This is a genomic window from Enterobacter cloacae complex sp. R_G8 (assembly GCF_024599795.1).
Lineage (GTDB): Bacteria > Pseudomonadota > Gammaproteobacteria > Enterobacterales > Enterobacteriaceae > Enterobacter > Enterobacter dissolvens.
The window spans coordinates 1,208,827-1,226,730 of the sequence record NZ_CP102246.1 but is presented as its reverse complement, the minus strand read 5'-3'; the positions used below and the strand labels follow the sequence as shown (position 1 = coordinate 1,226,730).

General features: G+C 55.9%; 12 protein-coding genes. 2 read left to right on the top strand and 10 right to left on the bottom strand.

What is annotated here, in order from left to right; all coding sequences use genetic code 11:
* Positions 1-108: 108 nt before the first annotated feature.
* A complete protein-coding gene (locus NQ842_RS05860; protein WP_257256911.1) occupies positions 109-1,218 on the top strand; it encodes an SDR family oxidoreductase in 1,110 nt (369 codons plus the stop codon).
* 53 nt (positions 1,219-1,271) lie between these two features.
* On the opposite strand, the gene eno is transcribed toward NQ842_RS05860, so the two are convergent.
* The 5 genes from eno to rlmD all read right to left on the bottom strand — a co-directional run bounded on the left by eno (position 1,272) and on the right by rlmD (position 8,952).
* On the bottom strand, positions 1,272-2,570 hold the full coding sequence (gene eno, locus NQ842_RS05855; protein WP_013098515.1) for a phosphopyruvate hydratase: 1,299 nt from the start codon (positions 2,568-2,570) through the stop codon (positions 1,272-1,274).
* An 81-nt stretch (positions 2,571-2,651) separates the two neighbouring features.
* A complete protein-coding gene (gene pyrG / locus NQ842_RS05850) occupies positions 2,652-4,289 on the bottom strand; it encodes a glutamine hydrolyzing CTP synthase (protein ID WP_013098516.1) in 1,638 nt (545 codons plus the stop codon).
* A gap of 223 nt (positions 4,290-4,512) precedes the next feature.
* Positions 4,513-5,304: a nucleoside triphosphate pyrophosphohydrolase gene (gene mazG / locus NQ842_RS05845; RefSeq protein ID WP_046889027.1), complete on the bottom strand. Its 792-nt coding sequence runs from the start codon at positions 5,302-5,304 to the stop codon at positions 4,513-4,515.
* A gap of 66 nt (positions 5,305-5,370) precedes the next feature.
* A complete protein-coding gene (relA, locus tag NQ842_RS05840; RefSeq protein ID WP_013098518.1) occupies positions 5,371-7,602 on the bottom strand; it encodes a GTP diphosphokinase in 2,232 nt (743 codons plus the stop codon).
* Positions 7,603-7,653: 51 nt separating this feature from the next.
* Complete coding sequence (gene rlmD / locus NQ842_RS05835; RefSeq protein ID WP_257256612.1) at positions 7,654-8,952, bottom strand: 23S rRNA (uracil(1939)-C(5))-methyltransferase RlmD; 1,299 nt, start codon at positions 8,950-8,952, stop codon at positions 7,654-7,656.
* A 57-nt stretch (positions 8,953-9,009) separates the two neighbouring features.
* Here rlmD and barA point away from each other — a divergent pair, with 57 nt between their 5' ends.
* Positions 9,010-11,769 (top strand): two-component sensor histidine kinase BarA, encoded by a 2,760-nt coding sequence (gene barA / locus NQ842_RS05830; protein ID WP_047361414.1) that lies wholly within the window; start codon positions 9,010-9,012, stop codon positions 11,767-11,769.
* Positions 11,770-11,844: 75 nt separating this feature from the next.
* On the opposite strand, the gene NQ842_RS05825 is transcribed toward barA, so the two are convergent.
* From NQ842_RS05825 to NQ842_RS05805, 5 genes are all read right to left on the bottom strand, one after another.
* The gene (locus tag NQ842_RS05825; RefSeq protein ID WP_014833096.1) at positions 11,845-12,984 is read right to left on the bottom strand and encodes a glycerate kinase; all 1,140 of its coding nucleotides are present in this window, start codon (positions 12,982-12,984) and stop codon (positions 11,845-11,847) included.
* An 87-nt stretch (positions 12,985-13,071) separates the two neighbouring features.
* Positions 13,072-14,409 (bottom strand): glucarate dehydratase, encoded by a 1,338-nt coding sequence (gudD, locus tag NQ842_RS05820; RefSeq protein ID WP_014833097.1) that lies wholly within the window; start codon positions 14,407-14,409, stop codon positions 13,072-13,074.
* Between the two features lie 15 nt (positions 14,410-14,424).
* Positions 14,425-15,765, bottom strand: coding sequence for a glucarate dehydratase family protein (locus NQ842_RS05815; protein ID WP_257256611.1), 1,341 nt, complete (start codon positions 15,763-15,765; stop codon positions 14,425-14,427).
* Positions 15,765-17,120: a galactarate/glucarate/glycerate transporter GudP gene (gudP, locus tag NQ842_RS05810; protein WP_014833099.1), complete on the bottom strand. Its 1,356-nt coding sequence runs from the start codon at positions 17,118-17,120 to the stop codon at positions 15,765-15,767. Before gudP ends, NQ842_RS05815 begins: the two co-directional genes overlap by 1 nt.
* A gap of 334 nt (positions 17,121-17,454) precedes the next feature.
* Positions 17,455-17,904 (bottom strand): flavodoxin, encoded by a 450-nt coding sequence (locus tag NQ842_RS05805; protein ID WP_014833100.1) that lies wholly within the window; start codon positions 17,902-17,904, stop codon positions 17,455-17,457.

Here is a 17,904-nt window from a genome sequence, read left to right as displayed (position 1 = left end):
CCTTAAAATAAGCTTAAGACGCCGTCAGCGTTGCCATTTTTCTATTTAAATGCCGTTTACTTTTCCCTGCCTACAATCCGCCTCATCAATCATTATGAGACGGTATAGATTAATATGTTATTTATTACAGGCGTAACTGGTTTTCTGGGCGGTGCGGTACTTGAAAAAATACTTACCAGCAATAGTTCAGTAAAATTACTGCTGCTTGCGCGCGCCAGTGACCCGCAACAGGGGCTGGAACGCGTGCGGGACAACATGCGTAAATTCAAGGTTGCAGAGGAGACGCTGGCCGCGTTGAGCGAGGAGAATATCCTTATCGGCGATCTCAGCCAGCCGGAGGGGTTCCTGAACGACCCGCGTCTGGAACAGGTGACGCATGTTCTGAACTGCGCGGCCGTCGCGTCATTTGGTAACAATCCCCTGATCTGGAGAGTGAATGTGGAGGGGACGCTGGCGCTTGCCAGACGCATGAATCAGGTTGCCGGTTTGCAGCGCTTTCTGCATGTGGGAACAGCCATGTCGTGCACGCCGGAGCAGGATTCGCTGGTCGCCGAAAGCGCGGAGTTCAGAGAGAACGCTGAGCATCTGGTGGAATACACGTATTCGAAATCCACCATTGAACAACTGATGCGCCAGCACTGCCCCGACCTGCCGCTGCTCATCGCCCGTCCGTCCATCGTGGTCGGCCATACCCGTCATGGCTGTACGCCGTCGAGCAGTATTTTCTGGGTCTTCAGCATGGGGCTGATGCTGCAAAAATTCATGTGTTCAATGGAAGACAAAATAGATGTTGTCCCGGTGGATTACTGCGCCGATGCGCTGCTGATGCTGCTTAACAGCGCTGCGCAGCCGGGAGAAGTGGTACATATTTCTGCCGGAGAAGAAAACAGCGTGCGCTTTGCGGATATCGATAATGCGATGGCACAGGCGCTGGAGAAAGCCCCGGTCGGTGATAAGTATGCCCAGGTAAGCTACGAAACGCTGGTCAGAATGCGCCGTGAGTTGAAGGATATTTTTGGCCCCTGCAATGAACGTCTGATGCTGAGAGCAATGCGCTTGTACGGGGCCTTTGCCACGCTGAATGTACGTTTCAGCAACGATAAGCTGCTCAGTATGGGCATGCCTAAACCGCCGCGTTTTACGGACTATATTGCCCGCTGCGTACAAACTACCCGGGGGCTAAGCATCCCGGAGCAAATGGCGGTTGATTTCAAATAACCAAAAAAAATGCCAGTCTTCCGACTGGCATTTTTATTTTAAGGCTTAAGCAATTATGCCTGGCCTTTGATCTCTTTACGACCGTTGTATGGTGCTTTTTCGCCCAGCGCTTCTTCGATACGAATCAGCTGGTTGTATTTAGCAACACGGTCAGAACGGCTCATAGAACCGGTTTTGATCTGGCCAGCAGCGGTACCAACAGCCAGGTCAGCGATGGTAGCGTCTTCAGTTTCGCCAGAACGGTGAGAGATAACAGCGGTGTAGCCAGCGTCTTTCGCCATTTTGATCGCTGCCAGAGTTTCGGTCAGAGAACCGATCTGGTTGAATTTGATCAGGATGGAGTTAACGATGCCTTTCTCGATGCCTTCTTTCAGGATTTTGGTGTTGGTTACGAACAGATCGTCACCAACCAGCTGGATTTTGTCGCCCAGTACTTTAGTCTGGTATGCGAAACCATCCCAGTCAGACTCGTCCAGACCGTCTTCGATAGAAACGATTGGGTACTGTTTGGTCAGGTCTTCCAGGAAGTGAGTGAACTCTTCGGAGGTGAACGCCTTGTTGCCTTCGCCAGCCAGAACGTATTTACCGTCTTTGTAGAATTCAGATGCTGCGCAGTCCATCGCCAGCGTGATGTCTTTGCCCAGCTCATAGCCAGCGGCTTTTACTGCTTCAGCGATAACAGCCAGTGCTTCTGCGTTAGAACCCAGGTTTGGCGCGTAGCCACCTTCGTCACCCACAGCCGTGTTCATACCTTTCGCTTTCAGCACTTTAGCCAGGTTGTGGAACACTTCAGAACCCATACGTACTGCTTCTTTCAGGGTTTTCGCGCCAACTGGCTGAATCATGAATTCCTGAATATCAACGTTGTTGTCTGCGTGCTCACCACCGTTGATGATGTTCATCATTGGTACAGGCATGGAGTATTTGCCTGGGGTGCCGTTCAGTTCAGCGATGTGCTCGAACAGTGGCATACCTTTCGCTGCCGCAGCGGCTTTGGCGTTCGCCAGGGAAACCGCCAGGATTGCGTTCGCACCGAAGTTAGATTTGTTTTCAGTACCGTCCAGATCGATCATGATCTTGTCGATGCCAGCCTGGTCTTTAGCGTCTTTGCCAATGATTGCCTGAGCAATAGGACCGTTTACAGCGCCAACAGCTTTCAGTACGCCTTTGCCCATGAAACGGGATTTGTCGCCATCGCGCAGTTCCAGCGCTTCGCGGGAACCAGTAGAAGCACCTGATGGAGCAGCTGCCATACCGACGAAACCACCTTCCAGATGAACTTCGGCTTCAACGGTCGGGTTACCACGGGAGTCGATGATTTCACGACCGATGACTTTAACGATTTTGGACATTAGATTTTCCTCAGTACAAGTTAAACTAAAACTCCAGACAAACAACGCGTACCGAGGGTACGCGTTGCCGTTCTAACTTTTTTACTTCGCCTGACGCTTCTGATACTCGCTGGCGGCTTTCACGAAACCTGCAAACAGCGGATGCCCGTCACGTGGCGTTGAAGTAAATTCCGGGTGGAATTGGCAGGCGACAAACCACGGGTGGTTTGGCACTTCGATGATCTCGACTAACTGATCATCCCCGGAGCGGCCCGCAACACGCAGACCCGCAGCTTCAATTTGTTTCAACAACATGTTGTTGACTTCATAGCGGTGACGATGACGCTCAGTGATGACCGGTTCGCCGTACAGCTTACGAACCACGCTATCGTCAGACAGCTGGCAGGCCTGTGCGCCAAGACGCATAGTGCCACCCAGATCGCTCTTCTCGGTACGGACTTCGACGTTACCGTCTTCGTCGCGCCATTCAGTGATAAGCGCCACTACAGGGTACTTACAGTCTGGCACAAATTCCGTAGAGTTCGCGTTTTCCATTCCCGCTACGTTGCGCGCAAATTCGATCAGCGCAACCTGCATACCCAGGCAGATGCCGAGGTATGGAATATTGTTTTCACGCGCATAGCGTGCAGTGGCGATCTTGCCTTCTACACCACGGTAGCCGAAGCCGCCAGGGATGAGAATCGCATCCAGATCTTTCAGAATTTCGACGCCACGTGTTTCAACATCCTGCGAATCAATCAGCTTGATGTTCACGGAGACGCGGTTCTTCAGACCACCGTGTTTCAGCGCTTCGATAACGGACTTATAGGCATCCGGCAGTTCGATGTACTTGCCGACCATACCGATAGTCACTTCACCTGCCGGATTGGCTTCTTCATAAATAACCTGTTCCCATTCAGACAGGTTAGCTTCCGGACAGTTCAAGCTGAATCGTTTACAAATATAATCGTCCAGGCCCTGTGATTTCAACAGGCCCGGGATTTTATAAATGGAATCGACATCTTTCATTGAAATAACGGCTTTTTCCGGCACGTTACAGAACAATGCAATTTTCGCACGTTCGTTCGCCGGAACCGCGCGATCGGAGCGGCAAACCAGAATGTCAGGCTGAATACCGATGGAGAGCAGCTCTTTCACGGAGTGCTGAGTCGGTTTGGTTTTCACTTCGCCTGCGGCTGCCATGTAAGGCACCAGCGTCAGGTGCATGAACAGCGCGTGTTCACGACCGATATCAACCGCCAGCTGGCGAATCGCTTCCAGGAACGGCAGGGATTCGATATCACCCACGGTACCGCCGATTTCAACCAGCACCACGTCGTGGCCTTCGCCACCCGCAATGATGCGTTCTTTGATAGCGTTAGTGATGTGCGGGATAACCTGAACGGTCGCACCCAGATAATCACCACGGCGCTCTTTACGCAGAACGTCGGAGTAGATACGGCCAGTCGTGAAGTTGTTACGACGGGTCATTTTGGTGCGAATGAAACGCTCGTAGTGGCCAAGATCCAGATCGGTTTCAGCGCCGTCTTCAGTAACGAACACTTCCCCGTGTTGGATTGGGCTCATGGTGCCCGGATCGACGTTGATGTACGGATCCAGTTTCATCATGGTCACATTGAGGCCACGGGCTTCAAGAATGGCTGCGAGGGAGGCTGCGGCAATGCCTTTACCCAGAGAGGATACGACCCCGCCGGTCACAAAAATATAGTTCGTTGTCATGCTGAACCTGAGAAGTTAGGGTGAAACGATGGAATAACCAGGACGGGAAAGTAGTATACCCGAACACGGCGAGCGCCACAAACTTTCATTCTCCGTCTCCATTCCAGGCCATGACAAACATAAGGAGTGAGAAAATAGCCCCTTTTGGGTAAATGTTTTTGACGCAAATCAAGCGCTTGTCATTTAAAAAATCACACAAATTGCGCTTGATCGCAAAATTCCGTTAGAGATCAGATTCCTGGCGTTTTACTTCCTGCCAGACTTCTTCCATCACATCGAGGTCAATTCCGGTCATTTCCAGGCCGCGCGAGGCCACAATGCGCTCGACTTCGCGAAAGCGTCGCTCGAACTTAAGGTTGGCTTTTTGCAGGGCCGTTTCCGCTTTTACACCCAGGTGGCGCGAAAGGTTGACGGTGGCAAACAGCAGATCGCCCACCTCTTCTTCAAGCTTTGCTTCATCCACCACGGCCTGCTGCGCTTCGTGCATCACTTCGTCAATTTCTTCGTGGACTTTGTCCAGTACCGGGCCAAGCGAGTGCCAGTCAAACCCCACTGCCGAGCAGCGTTTCTGGATCTTATGGGCACGCATCAGGGCGGGCAGGCTCAGCGGGATGTCATCCAGCGCAGAGTGCTGGGATTTCTCAGCCCGCTCAGCGCTTTTAATCTGCTCCCAGCGCGCCAGTACCTCCGCGCTGTTGCCCGCTGTGGCATCGCCAAAGATATGCGGGTGACGACGCTCAAGCTTGTCGCTAATGGCGGCGCAGATATCGTCAAAATTAAAGCGCCCCTCTTCCTGCGCCATCTGCGCGTAGAACACCACCTGGAACAGCAGGTCACCGAGTTCGCCGCGCAGGTCGTCGAAGTCCTCACGTGAAATGGCGTCCAGTACTTCGTAGGTCTCTTCGAGGGTGTACGGGGCGATGGTCGCGAAGGTCTGCTCTTTATCCCACGGGCAGCCGTTTTCCGGGTCGCGCAGGCGTTTCATGATGCCGAGCAGGCGGTCGATTTGAGTCATAGTACTGTCCTGATGAAAAAATGCCGGGTGGCGGCGTTGCCTTACCCGGCTTACAGAAGAGGATGTTTAACCGCCGTGGAGACGACGCGCGTCAATCACATCCGGGACCTGGTTCAGTTTGCCAAGCACGCGGCCCAGCACCTGCAGGTTGTAGATTTCGATGGTCATATCGATGGTAGCAAGCTGCTCGCGGGTATCGCTGCGGCTGGCGACGCCCAGCACGTTGACCTTCTCATTGGCAAGAATGGTCGTAATGTCGCGCAGCAGTCCACTGCGATCGTTGGCGGTGACGCGCACCACCAGCGAGTAGCCGGCAGAGTAGCTTTCACCCCAGACCGCTTCAACGATGCGTTCCGGCGCATGCGACTGCAGCTCAGCGAGCTGGTCACAGTCGGAGCGGTGAATCGAAATCCCGCGCCCCTGGGTGATAAAGCCAACGATATCGTCGCCCGGGATAGGCTGGCAGCAGCGGGCGATGTGGTGCATCAGATTGCCGACGCCTTCCACCACCACACGACCATTGTCTTTGCTGCGCTGCTGCGGGGCGTAGGTTTTCTGCTGCAGCTGTTTCAGCGCCGCCGCATCCTGCTCTGCCGCACTTGGTTTGTTGAACTGCGCCTGCAGGAAATTCACCATCTGATTCAGACGAATATCGCCGCCGCCAATCGCCGCCAACAGCTCATCGAGCTCGTTAAAGTTGTAGCGCGGCAGCAGGAACTTCTCCGCCTCTTTCAGGCTGATGCCAATATGCTCCAGCTCATCATCCAGGATCTGGCGACCAGCAAGGATGTTCTTGTCACGATCCTGTTTACGGAACCAGGCGTGAATTTTGGAGCGTCCGCGGCTGGTGGTGACATACCCGAGGTTCGGGTTCAGCCAGTCGCGGCTCGGGTTTGGCTGCTTCTGGGTGATGATTTCGATCTGATCGCCCATCTGCAGCTGGTAGGTGAACGGTACAATGCGCCCGCCGATTTTCGCGCCAATGCAGCGGTGCCCGACATCGCTGTGGATGTGATAGGCAAAGTCGAGCGGCGTTGACCCGGCCGGCAGGTCCACCACGTCCCCTTTCGGGGTGAAGACGTACACCCGGTCGTCGAAGACCTGGCTGCGCACTTCGTCGAGCATCTCGCCGGAGTCGGCCATCTCTTCCTGCCACGCAATCAGCTTACGCAGCCAGGCAATGCGGTCTTCGTGACCGGTGCGCGCTCCGCCCGAGGTCCCCTCTTTGTATTTCCAGTGCGCGGCGACACCCAGCTCGGCGTCTTCGTGCATCTGTTTGGTACGGATCTGGATTTCAACCGTTTTGCCGCCGGGGCCCAGCACCACGGTATGAATAGACTGGTAGCCGTTAGGTTTCGGGTTGGCGACATAGTCATCGAACTCATCCGGCAGATGGCGGAAGTGCGTGTGCACGATCCCCAGTGCGGCGTAGCAGTCCTGCAGACGCTCCGCCACAATACGCACGGCACGCACGTCGAACAACTCGTCAAAGGCGAGGTGTTTCTTCTGCATTTTGCGCCAGATGCTATAGATATGCTTTGGCCGACCGTACACTTCGGCGCGGACGTTCTCTTCCTTCATCGACTGGCGCAACCCGCTGACAAATTCTTCAATATAGTGTTCGCGGTCGATACGGCGTTCATGCAGCAGTTTGGCAATGCGCTTATATTCCGCCGGGTGCAGGTAACGGAAGCAGTAGTCTTCCAGCTCCCATTTGAGCTGACCAATCCCTAAGCGGTTCGCCAGCGGCGCATAGATGTTAGTACACTCTTTGGCGGCGAGTACGCGTTCGTCTTCTGGCGCGTCCTTCACTTCACGCAGGTGAGCGATACGCTCGGCAAGCTTGATCACCACGCAGCGGAAATCATCCACCATGGCCAACAGCATGCGGCGAACGTTATCGACCTGTTCAGAGGAGACGGAATCGGTATGCGCCGCTTTGAGCTGACGAATGGCCGCCATATCGCGTACGCCGTGGATCAGCGCCACGACCGATTTTCCGACGCTTTCGCGCAGCACGTCTTCAGTGACGACGTCCGCATCGGCAAGCGGGAACAGAAGCGCGGCCTGCAGCGTTTCGATATCCATATTGAGCATGGATAAGATTTCGACCATCTCCACGCCGCGCCACAGCAGCAGTTCGGCGTCCGGATGCCCCAGCGTGGTGCGCTGACAATAGGCCCAGGTTTCGGTTAAGCGTTCACACGACTGCTGGCTGGAAATTCCCAGACTTGCGATCCATTTTTGAGGGTCAAACTCACCAGCTTTATTAAGATGTGCACTTCTTACCGCAACCATCGTCCTCTCCTTTAGGGACCAGGGCCTGTCGAAGTCGACAAGCCAAACAAATTAGATGTGCTCGAACAACACCATCGATTCCAGATGCCCAGTGTGCGGGAACATGTCCAGCATTGCCAGACGCTGAATCTGGTAACCCGCGCTGAGTAATGCCTCACTATCCCGGGCAAGCGTTGCCGGGTTACAGGAAACGTAGACCACGCGTTTCGGGGCGAGTTTAATTATATGCTGCATCACGCCCGGTGCGCCTGCGCGTGCAGGGTCGAGCAGAATTTTGTCAAAGCCCTGTTTCGCCCAGGGCTGCTGCGTGACATCTTCCTCCAGATTTTGATGAAAGATTGTCACATTTTGCAAGCCGTTCTGTTGCGCGTTCTCCTGGCCTTTTGCCACCAGCGCCTCGACGCCTTCCACCCCCACCACACTTGCCGCTTTACGGGCCAGCGGCAGCGTGAAATTGCCCATGCCGCAGAAGAGATCAAGCACGCGGTCGGTCGGCTGGACATCCAGCCACGTCAGCGCGGTTTCGATCATCTGCTGATTGACGCCGTCATTAACCTGGATGAAATCCCGCGGACTGAACGTTAAGCGTAGTCCGTTTGACGCATACCAGGGCGCTTCACCTGTAACCTGCTCCAGTATCTCGCTTTGTGGGGCGAGAAAAAGCGCCAGCTCGTGGGAATGCGAAAAGCGTTCCAGTTTTTCGCGGTCTTTTTTTGACAGCGGCGCGGTGTGGCGCAGCACCATCAGCGGACCATTGTTTGCCAGGACCAGTTCCACGTGACCGAGGTGGCGAACATTGTCCAGCCCGGACAGACATGCGTGCACCGCCGGGAGCAACGCCTCAAGACGGGGCACCAAAATGGGGCACTGCCTGATATCGACGATATCGCTGGAGCCCGCTTTGCGAAATCCCATCTCCAGCCGCTCGTTTTTGGGCTGATAGCTGAGACTCAGCCGCGCGCGACGACGATAGCCCCAGGGTTGGTCGTCAATGATGTCGTCAACGTCATGCCTGAGCAGGCGTGCCAGGGCGTGACTCTTACTTTTTTGCTGTAAAACTACGCTGGCATGTTGTTGCTGGCAGCCTCCGCAGACGCCAAAATGCGGGCACCGGGGCTCTGTGCGCTCCGGGCTGGTGGTCAGACGGCGCGATACTTTCCCGCGTGCGTACTGGCGTTTATCTTCCGTCAGCGTAATTTCTGCTCGTTCTGTGGGCAGCAAACCTGTTATAAACAGTGTCTTACCATTGTGGCGCGCCACTCCCTGACCAAAAGGATCAAGGTCCGTGGCTTCGACAGTAATGATCTGACGCGTCGTCACGCGTCGCTTTGCAGAGTAGAATTGCGCCATCGCCGGGAATTTTCTCAAATATACATAATTATCTTAATTGTCCCATAACGGAACGCCATGACCAACTACAGCCTGCGCGCGCGCATGATGATTTTGATCCTCGCCCCCACCGTTCTCATCGGTTTGCTGCTGAGTATCTTCTTCGTTGTGCACCGCTATAACGACCTGCAGCGACAGCTGGAAGATGCCGGAGCCAGCATCATCGAACCGCTGGCCGTGTCCAGCGAATACGGGATGAACCTGCAAAACCGCGAATCGATTGGTCAGTTAATCAGTGTGTTGCATCGCCGCCACTCGGATATTGTGCGTGCGATCTCCGTCTATGACGAGCATAACCGCCTGTTCGTCACCTCTAATTTTCATCTTGACCCGGCAGCATTAAAAATTCCTGACGGTACGCCATTCCCGCGCCACCTCACGGTGATGCGACGCGGCGATATTATGATCCTGCGCACGCCGATTATTTCGGAGAGTTATTCGCCGGATGAGTCCGCGCAATCCGACGCCAAGTCCAGCAGCAATATGCTCGGATATGTGGCGCTGGAGCTGGATCTCAAGTCGGTGCGGCTGCAGCAGTACAAAGAAATTTTTATCTCCGGCGTGATGATGCTGTTCTGTATCGGTATTGCGCTTATCTTTGGCTGGCGCCTGATGCGCGATGTGACCGGGCCCATCCGCAACATGGTCAACACCGTTGACCGCATCCGCCGGGGCCAGCTCGATAGCCGCGTGGAAGGGTTTATGCTGGGCGAGCTGGACATGCTGAAAAACGGCATTAACTCGATGGCGATGTCGCTGGCGGCCTATCACGAAGAGATGCAGCATAACGTGGATCAGGCCACCTCGGATCTGCGCGAAACGCTGGAGCAGATGGAGATCCAGAACGTCGAGCTGGATCTGGCGAAAAAGCGGGCCCAGGAAGCGGCGCGAATTAAATCGGAGTTCCTTGCCAATATGTCGCACGAGCTGCGTACGCCCCTCAATGGCGTGATTGGCTTTACCCGTCTGACGCTGAAAAGCGAGCTTAACCCCACCCAGCGCGATCACCTGCACACCATTGAACGCTCGGCCAACAATCTGCTGGCTATCATTAATGATGTGCTGGACTTCTCCAAGCTGGAAGCCGGCAAGCTGATTCTGGAGAGTATTCCGTTCCCGCTGCGCAGTACGCTTGATGAGGTGGTCACGCTGCTGGCGCACTCGTCGCATGACAAAGGGCTTGAGCTGACGCTGAACATTAAAAACGACGTGCCGGATAACGTCATCGGCGATCCGCTGCGCCTGCAGCAGGTCATCACCAATCTTGTCGGTAATGCCATCAAATTTACCGAAAGCGGCAATATCGACATTCTGGTGGAAAAACGCTCCATCAGTAATAACAAGGTCCAGATTGAAGTACAGATCCGCGATACCGGCATCGGCATTCCCGAGCGGGATCAATCCCGTCTGTTCCAGGCGTTTCGTCAGGCGGATGCGAGTATTTCACGGCGTCACGGTGGTACGGGCCTGGGCCTGGTTATCACGCAAAAACTGGTTAAAGAGATGGGCGGTGATATCTCTTTCCACAGCCAGCCAAACCGGGGGTCGACGTTCTGGTTCCATATCAACCTGGATCTCAACCCGAACGTGCTGACGGACGGTCCGGTGACGGATTGCCTGAAAGGCAAGCGCCTCGCTTACGTGGAGCCAAATGCCGCGGCAGCCCAGTGCACGCTGGATATCTTAAGCACCACGCCGCTGGAGGTGGTCTACAGCCCGACCTTCTCTGCATTGACCGTTGAGCATTACGACATCCTGCTGATGGGGATCCCGGTGACGTTTACCGGCGAACTCACGATGCAGCAGGAACGGCTGGCGAAAGCCGCGTCGATGACCGATTACCTGCTGCTGGCGCTGCCGTGCCATGCCCAGATCAATGCCGAAGAGTTGAAAAATGACGGGGCGGCTGCCTGTCTGCTTAAACCCCTCACCGCCACACGTCTGCTACCCGCACTGACGGCATATTGCCGTCTGAATCAACATGCCGTGGCGCTGGAGAATGATGAACAGAGGCTGCCGATGAGCGTCATGGCGGTGGATGATAACCCGGCAAACCTGAAGCTGATTGGCGTGCTGCTTGAGGATCAGGTCCAGCATGTTGAGCTGTGCACCAACGGTGCTGAGGCGGTTGAACAGGCTAAACAGATGCAGTTCGATTTAATCCTGATGGATATCCAGATGCCCGGGATGGATGGCATTCGCGCCTGCGAGTTAATCCGTCAGCTTCCTCATCAGCAGCAAACGCCTGTCATTGCCGTGACAGCGCACGCCATGGCCGGTCAGAAAGAGAAGCTGCTCAGCGCCGGAATGAACGATTATCTGGCGAAACCTATCGACGAAGAGAAACTGCATAACCTGCTGTTGCGCTACAAGCCGGGACATATCGGCGGAACGTACACCTTATCAGCCGAGCCGGTTGAGATAAGTGTGAATCAGAACGCCACCTTCGACTGGCAGCTGGCGTTACGCCAGGCGGCGGGTAAGCCCGATTTAGCCCGTGAAATGCTCCAGATGCTGGTCGCATTCCTGCCGGAAATTCGTAATAAGGTTGAAGAACAGCTGGTGGGTGAAAACCCGGAGGATCTGCTGGAGGCTATCCATAAGCTGCACGGTAGCTGCGGTTACAGCGGCGTGCCACGGCTCAAAAATCTCTGCCAGCTGCTGGAACAGCAGCTACGCGCAGGGACTTCAGAATCTGAACTGGAACCGGAGTTCCTGGAATTGCTGGATGAGATGGATAACGTAACGCGGGAAGCGATGAAAGTGTTAGGAAACTGAGGTATAAGCCCGGTTGCGCTACGCTTACCGGGCCTGCACCCTCACCCCGCCCGTCTCCCACAGGGAGAGGGAGAACTACATCCCCTGCCCGACTTTCAGCACCGCCGCGATATTCCTTGCGGTCATCCTGACGTTCTCGCTGGCATTTTCCAGCGCATCTTCCAGCGAGCAGATGGTGTAAATCACGCTAAACACCGCATCAATACCATGATCGTGTACCACGCCAACGTCCGCCGTCAGGCTACCTGCAATGCCGATGACGGGTTTGTTAAAGCGTTTCGCTACTTTCGCCACGCCCACCGGGACTTTACCGTGGATCGTCTGGCTGTCGATGCGACCTTCTCCCGTGATCACCAAATCCGCATCGGCCACCTGGTCGGCCAGGTGTAGCGCATCGGTCACGATCTCAATGCCCTGGCGCAACTGCGCGCCGCAAAAAGCGTACAGCGCGGCCCCCATGCCACCCGCCGCGCCGCCGCCAGCAAGGTTCAGCACATTGATATCCAGATCCCGGGCAATCACTCTCGCATACTGTGCAAGCGCGTTGTCCAGGGTAACGATCATCTCGGAGGTAGCCCCCTTTTGCGGACCAAATACGGCTGACGCACCATCCTTTCCGGTGAGCGGATTCGTCACATCACACGCGACTTCTATCCGGCACTCCGCCAGACGTTTGTCCAGCCCGCCAAGGTCGATACGGGCAAGTTTCCCCAGCTCGCTCCCGCCCTGTCCAAGGGGTTGTCCACTGGCATCCAGCAGTTTTGCCCCCAGCGCCTGCACCATGCCCGCACCGCCGTCGTTGGTCGCGCTGCCGCCAATGCCAATAATGATGTGTTTAACCCCGGCATCCAGCGCATGGCGGATCAGTTCTCCGGTTCCCCAGGAGGTGGTTTTCAGAGGATTGCGTTGCGAAGGGACGACCAGTTCCAGGCCGCTTGCGGCCGCCATTTCAATAAATGCGCTCTGCTCATCACCGGATAGCCCATAAAATCCTTCCACACGCTCGCCCAACGGGCCGGTCACCGGGACATGCACGATTCGCCCTTGTGTTGCGGCGACCATGGCTTCTACGGTCCCCTCCCCACCATCCGCGACCGGTAGTTTGACGTAAGTCGCCTCGGGAAAGATCTCGCGAAAACCACGCTCTATGGCCGTCGCGACCTCAAGTGCACTCAAACTTTCCTTATACGAGTCCGGTGCGATAACAATTTTCATAAGCCATCCTTACGCAAATTCACTACTTTAAGCATACACCCACCGGGCTCCCGAAAATGCCGACTCCCGCAGGAACCGGCACGTCGCTTAACGCACCATGCAGGGGCGTTTGTTGTTAAAGGTCCATTCCGGAATTAAGTATTGCATCGCCATCGCGTCATCGCGCGCGCCCAGCCCGTGTTTCTGGTACAGCTCGTGGGCTTTCATCACCTGATCCATATCCAGCTCTACGCCCAGACCCGGTGTCGACGGAACCTGCACCATGCCCCCTTTGATTTCAAACGGCTCTTTTGTCAGGCGCTGATTGCCTTCCTGCCAGATCCAGTGGGTATCGATCGCGGTAATCGTGCCCGGCGCGGCGGCTGCCACGTGGGTGAACATCGCCAGCGAGATATCGAAGTGGTTGTTGGAGTGCGAGCCCCAGGTCAGGCCAAACTCATGGCACATCTGCGCCACGCGTACTGAACCCTGCATCGTCCAGAAATGCGGGTCAGCCAGCGGGATATCCACGGACTGCAGGGACAAGGTGTGCCCCATCTGACGCCAGTCGGTGGCGATCATATTGGTCGCGGTAGGCAAACCGGTGGCGCGGCGGAACTCCGCCATCACTTCACGACCCGAGAAGCCTTGTTCAGCCCCGCACGGATCCTCCGCGTAGGCCAGCACGCCTTTCAGCTGCTTGCCGATGGCGATCGCTTCATCAAGCGACCAGGCCCCGTTCGGATCCAGCGTCACGCGCGCCTGCGGGAAACGTTTAGCCAGGGCGGAGATAGCTTCCGCCTCTTCTTCCCCGGCCAGCACCCCACCCTTCAGTTTGAAATCATTAAAACCATATTTTTCATACGCGGCTTCCGCCAGGCGCACCACCGCATCCGGCGTCATCGCTTCATCGTGGCGGAGCCGGTACCAGTCGCATTTCTCGTCCGGCTGGCTCTGGTACGGCAACGGCGTCAGTTTGCGGTCACCCACAAAGAACAGATAGCCCAACATTTCCACTTCACTGCGTTGCTGCCCCTCACCCAGCAGGGAAGCAACGTTAACCCCCAGATGTTGGCCTAACAGATCCAGCATGGCGGCTTCGATGCCGGTCACCACGTGGATGGTGGTGCGCAGATCGAACGTTTGCAGCCCGCGGCCACCCGCATCGCGATCGGCAAAGGTATTCCGCACGGTATTTAAGACGTTTTTATATTCGCCCAGCGTTTTTCCCACCACCAGCGGGATGGCGTCTTCAAGCGTTTTGCGGATCTTCTCACCGCCCGGGATTTCCCCCACGCCGGTATGCCCGGCATTATCTTTGATAATGACAATATTGCGGGTGAAGAACGGTGCATGCGCCCCGCTCAGGTTCATCAGCATGCTGTCATGACCGGCAACCGGAATGATCTGCATGGAAGTAACAACAGGGGTGGTCAACGTGCTCATGGTGCAATCCTTTTATCAGTGACGTCCAAAAACAGGGCGCTTACGGTCAAATGTCCAGCCGGGGATCAGGTACTGCATCGGCCCGGCATCATTACGCGCGCCGCCCGGCAGTTTTTTATACGCTTCATGAGCCTTGTGGACCTGATCCCAGTCAAGCTCCACGCCCAGCCCCGGCGCATCCGGTACCGCGATGGTGCCGTTTTTAATTTCCAGCGGATTTTTCGTCAGGCGGGCCTCACCCTCCTGCCAAATCCAGTGTGTGTCGATAGCGGTTGGGTGACCCGGTGCCGCCGCGCCAACGTGGGTAAACATCGCCAGCGAAATATCGAAATGGTTATTGGAGTGACAACCCCAGGTGAGCCCCCAGTCATCACAGAGCTGCGCCACACGCACCGCGCCTGAAAGCGTCCAGAAGTGCGGGTCTGCCAGCGGAATATCGACCGCGTTCAGCATGACCGCATGGCCCATTTCGCGCCAGTTGGTGGCGATCATGTTCGTGGCGACCGGCAAGCCGGTGGCGCGTCGGAATTCCGCCATCACTTCGCGACCCGAGAAGCCTTGTTCAGCCCCAACCGGGTCTTCCGCATAGGTCAGGACATCCCCCAGCCCTTTGCACAGGGCGATCGCTTCGTCCAGCAACCATGCGCCGTTAGGATCAACGGTGATGCGGGCATCCGGAAAACGTCTCTTAAGGGCACGCGCGGTTTCAATCTCCTGCTCGCCAGGTAATACGCCGCCTTTGAGCTTGAAGTCTTTAAAACCGTAGCGGTCCTGTGCCGCCTCGGCCAGCCGAACCACCGCGTCACTGGAGAGCGCCTCCTGGTGACGCAGGTGATACCACTCATGGTGACCCGGTGAGCGCGCCAGATAAGGCAGATCGGTTTTGTGGCGATCGCCAATGTAGAACAGATAGCCCAGTACCGTCACCGCATCACGCTGTTTGCCCGGTCCCAGCAGTTCGCAGACCGGAACGTTCAGCGCCTTTCCGAGTAAATCGAGCAGCGCGGCCTCCAGCGCGGCGACCGCATTGACGCGCAGTTCAAACGTCCAGGCGCCTTTGCCGAAGGTATCAAAGTCCGCCGACTGGTTGCCTTTGTGGACACGCTGAACCACTTTATTCAGACGGGCGACCTCCTGGCCGACTACCTGTGGAATGGCATCTGACAACGTCTGGAAAATCACCTCACCGCCCGGCGCTTCTCCAACGCCGGTGTTCCCTGCGCTGTCGGTCAGCACCACGATATTGCGGGTAAACCAGGCGTTATGCGCGCCGCCAATGTTAAGCAGCATACTGTCCTGTCCGGCCACCGGGATGACCTGCATATCGGTGACGACCGGGCTCGATTGTGTTGTCATCAGCCACGCTCCCCTACAGGTTTGAGTTCAATACGTTTGATATCACCCACCAGCACCAGATAGCTCAGGACCGCCACCAGGGCGTGCACACCCACATAAATCAGCGCACCGTTGAATGAGCCCGTGGTCCCGACGATATAGCCAATGGCAATCGGGGTGACAATACCGGAGATGTTGCCGAACATGTTGAACAGCCCACCGCTCAGGCCGCTGATCTCTTTTGGCGCGGTATCCGCCATGACCGCCCAGCCAAGGGCACCAATGCCTTTCCCGAAGAAGGCCATCGCCATAAAGCCGATGATCATCCACTCCGCGCTGACGTAGTTACAGAACACCATGGTCATCGAAAGCAACATGCCGAGCACAATTGGCGTTTTACGGGCGATGTTCAGCGAACCGGTACGACGCATCAGCCAGTCGGAAATCACCCCGCCCAGCACGCCCCCGACAAAGCCGCAGATAGCCGGTACAGAGGCGACAAAGCCCGCTTTCAGAATCGACATACCGCGCGCCTGCACCAGATATACCGGGAACCAGGTGATGAAGAAGTAGGTTAAGGCGTTGATACAGTACTGTCCCAGGTAGATGCCGATCATCATGCGTGAACCGACAAGCTGCTTGATCTGCGCCCATTTCTGGCTGAACGGGACTTTTGCTTTTTGGGTTTTCTGATCCATGTTGATCAGCGCCCCGCCTTCCGCAATGTACTCCAGCTCTTTCTTGTTTACGCCCGGATGTTGGTTCGGCTCGTGGATCACTTTCAGCCAGATAAAGCTGATGACGATCCCCAGTCCCCCCATGAAGAAGAAGACGTGTGACCAGCCCACTTCATGCGTCAGCCAGCCCATAATCGGCGCAAAGATCACCGTCGCGAAATACTGGGCAGAGTTAAAAATCGCCACCGCCGTTCCTCGCTCCTGTGCCGGGAACCAGGCGGCCACGATGCGGCTATTACCGGGGAAGGAAGGCGCTTCCGCTAACCCCACCAGGAAACGGAGGGTAAAGAGCGCAATGATAATGCCGAAGCCGCTGAAGATATCGACGAAGCCCTGCAACAGGGTAAACATCGACCAGATAAAGATGGACCAGAAGTAGACGCGCTTGGATCCAAAACGATCGAGCAGCCAGCCTCCCGGGATCTGACCGATAACATAGGCCCATGAAAATGCGGAGAAAACATACCCCATGCCAACCGGATCAAGCCCAATGTCTTTCGCCATTTCAGAGCCGGCAATCGACAGCGTGGCGCGGTCACCATAGTTAAAGGACGTGACGATAAACAGCATCACCACTATCCAGTAGCGAGCATTAGTGCGCTTCTCCGCGCTGCTCGCCGCGTGGCTTAATGTACTCATTGTTGCACTCCTGAAACATAGCTTTCGCCTGGTTCACTCTGTACAGCACCGGTAGGGTAATCAGAATGAGATTGGTGTTTGTCGTTTTGGTACGGCCTGAAGCCGTTTTATTGTGACCGGGAAAGTATATGAAGGAGTGACACGTTCTCTCACCGTGCAAAAACACAACATTGAGGGGCATGAGAACGGTTGTTTGTGGCAAAAGCCTAAGAGAGTGGAAGATGGTTCACGGAATTGGCGTTCAGGGCGGACGTTATCGCCGGGTGGCGGCACCGCCTGACCCGGCCAGGAAAACCCGTAGGCCCGCGCAAGCGAAGCGCCGCCGGGCAGGATGTTATTTGAGAAGTGTGGCCCAGTTCTCAACCCACGGGTTTGACTCGCTTTCGGGTTCGGGGTGTTCACCGGCGTCAATCAGCAGCATCTCGCCCACGCGCTGGGCGCTCTGTTCCTGAAGGAGCGCGTCGAACTGCTTACCGCCGCCGCAGAAATTGGCGTAAGAACTGTCGCCCAGGGCGATGATGCCGTAGTGCACGTTCGGCTGATAGCCAAGCCGGTCTTTAATGCCCTGGAACAGCGGCACGATGCTGTCCGGCAGATCGCCCTGCCCGGTCGTGGAGGTCACCACCAGAATGTATTTATCTTGATACTTTTCCCAGTCTGCCAGCTCCGGGTCTTCATAAACCGTGGCTTTATGCCCGTGGCTTGCGAGTATCGCTTCAGCCTCTTCCGCTACCAGCAGCGAGTTGCCGTACATTGTGCCGACAAAAATGCCTACTTCAGCCAT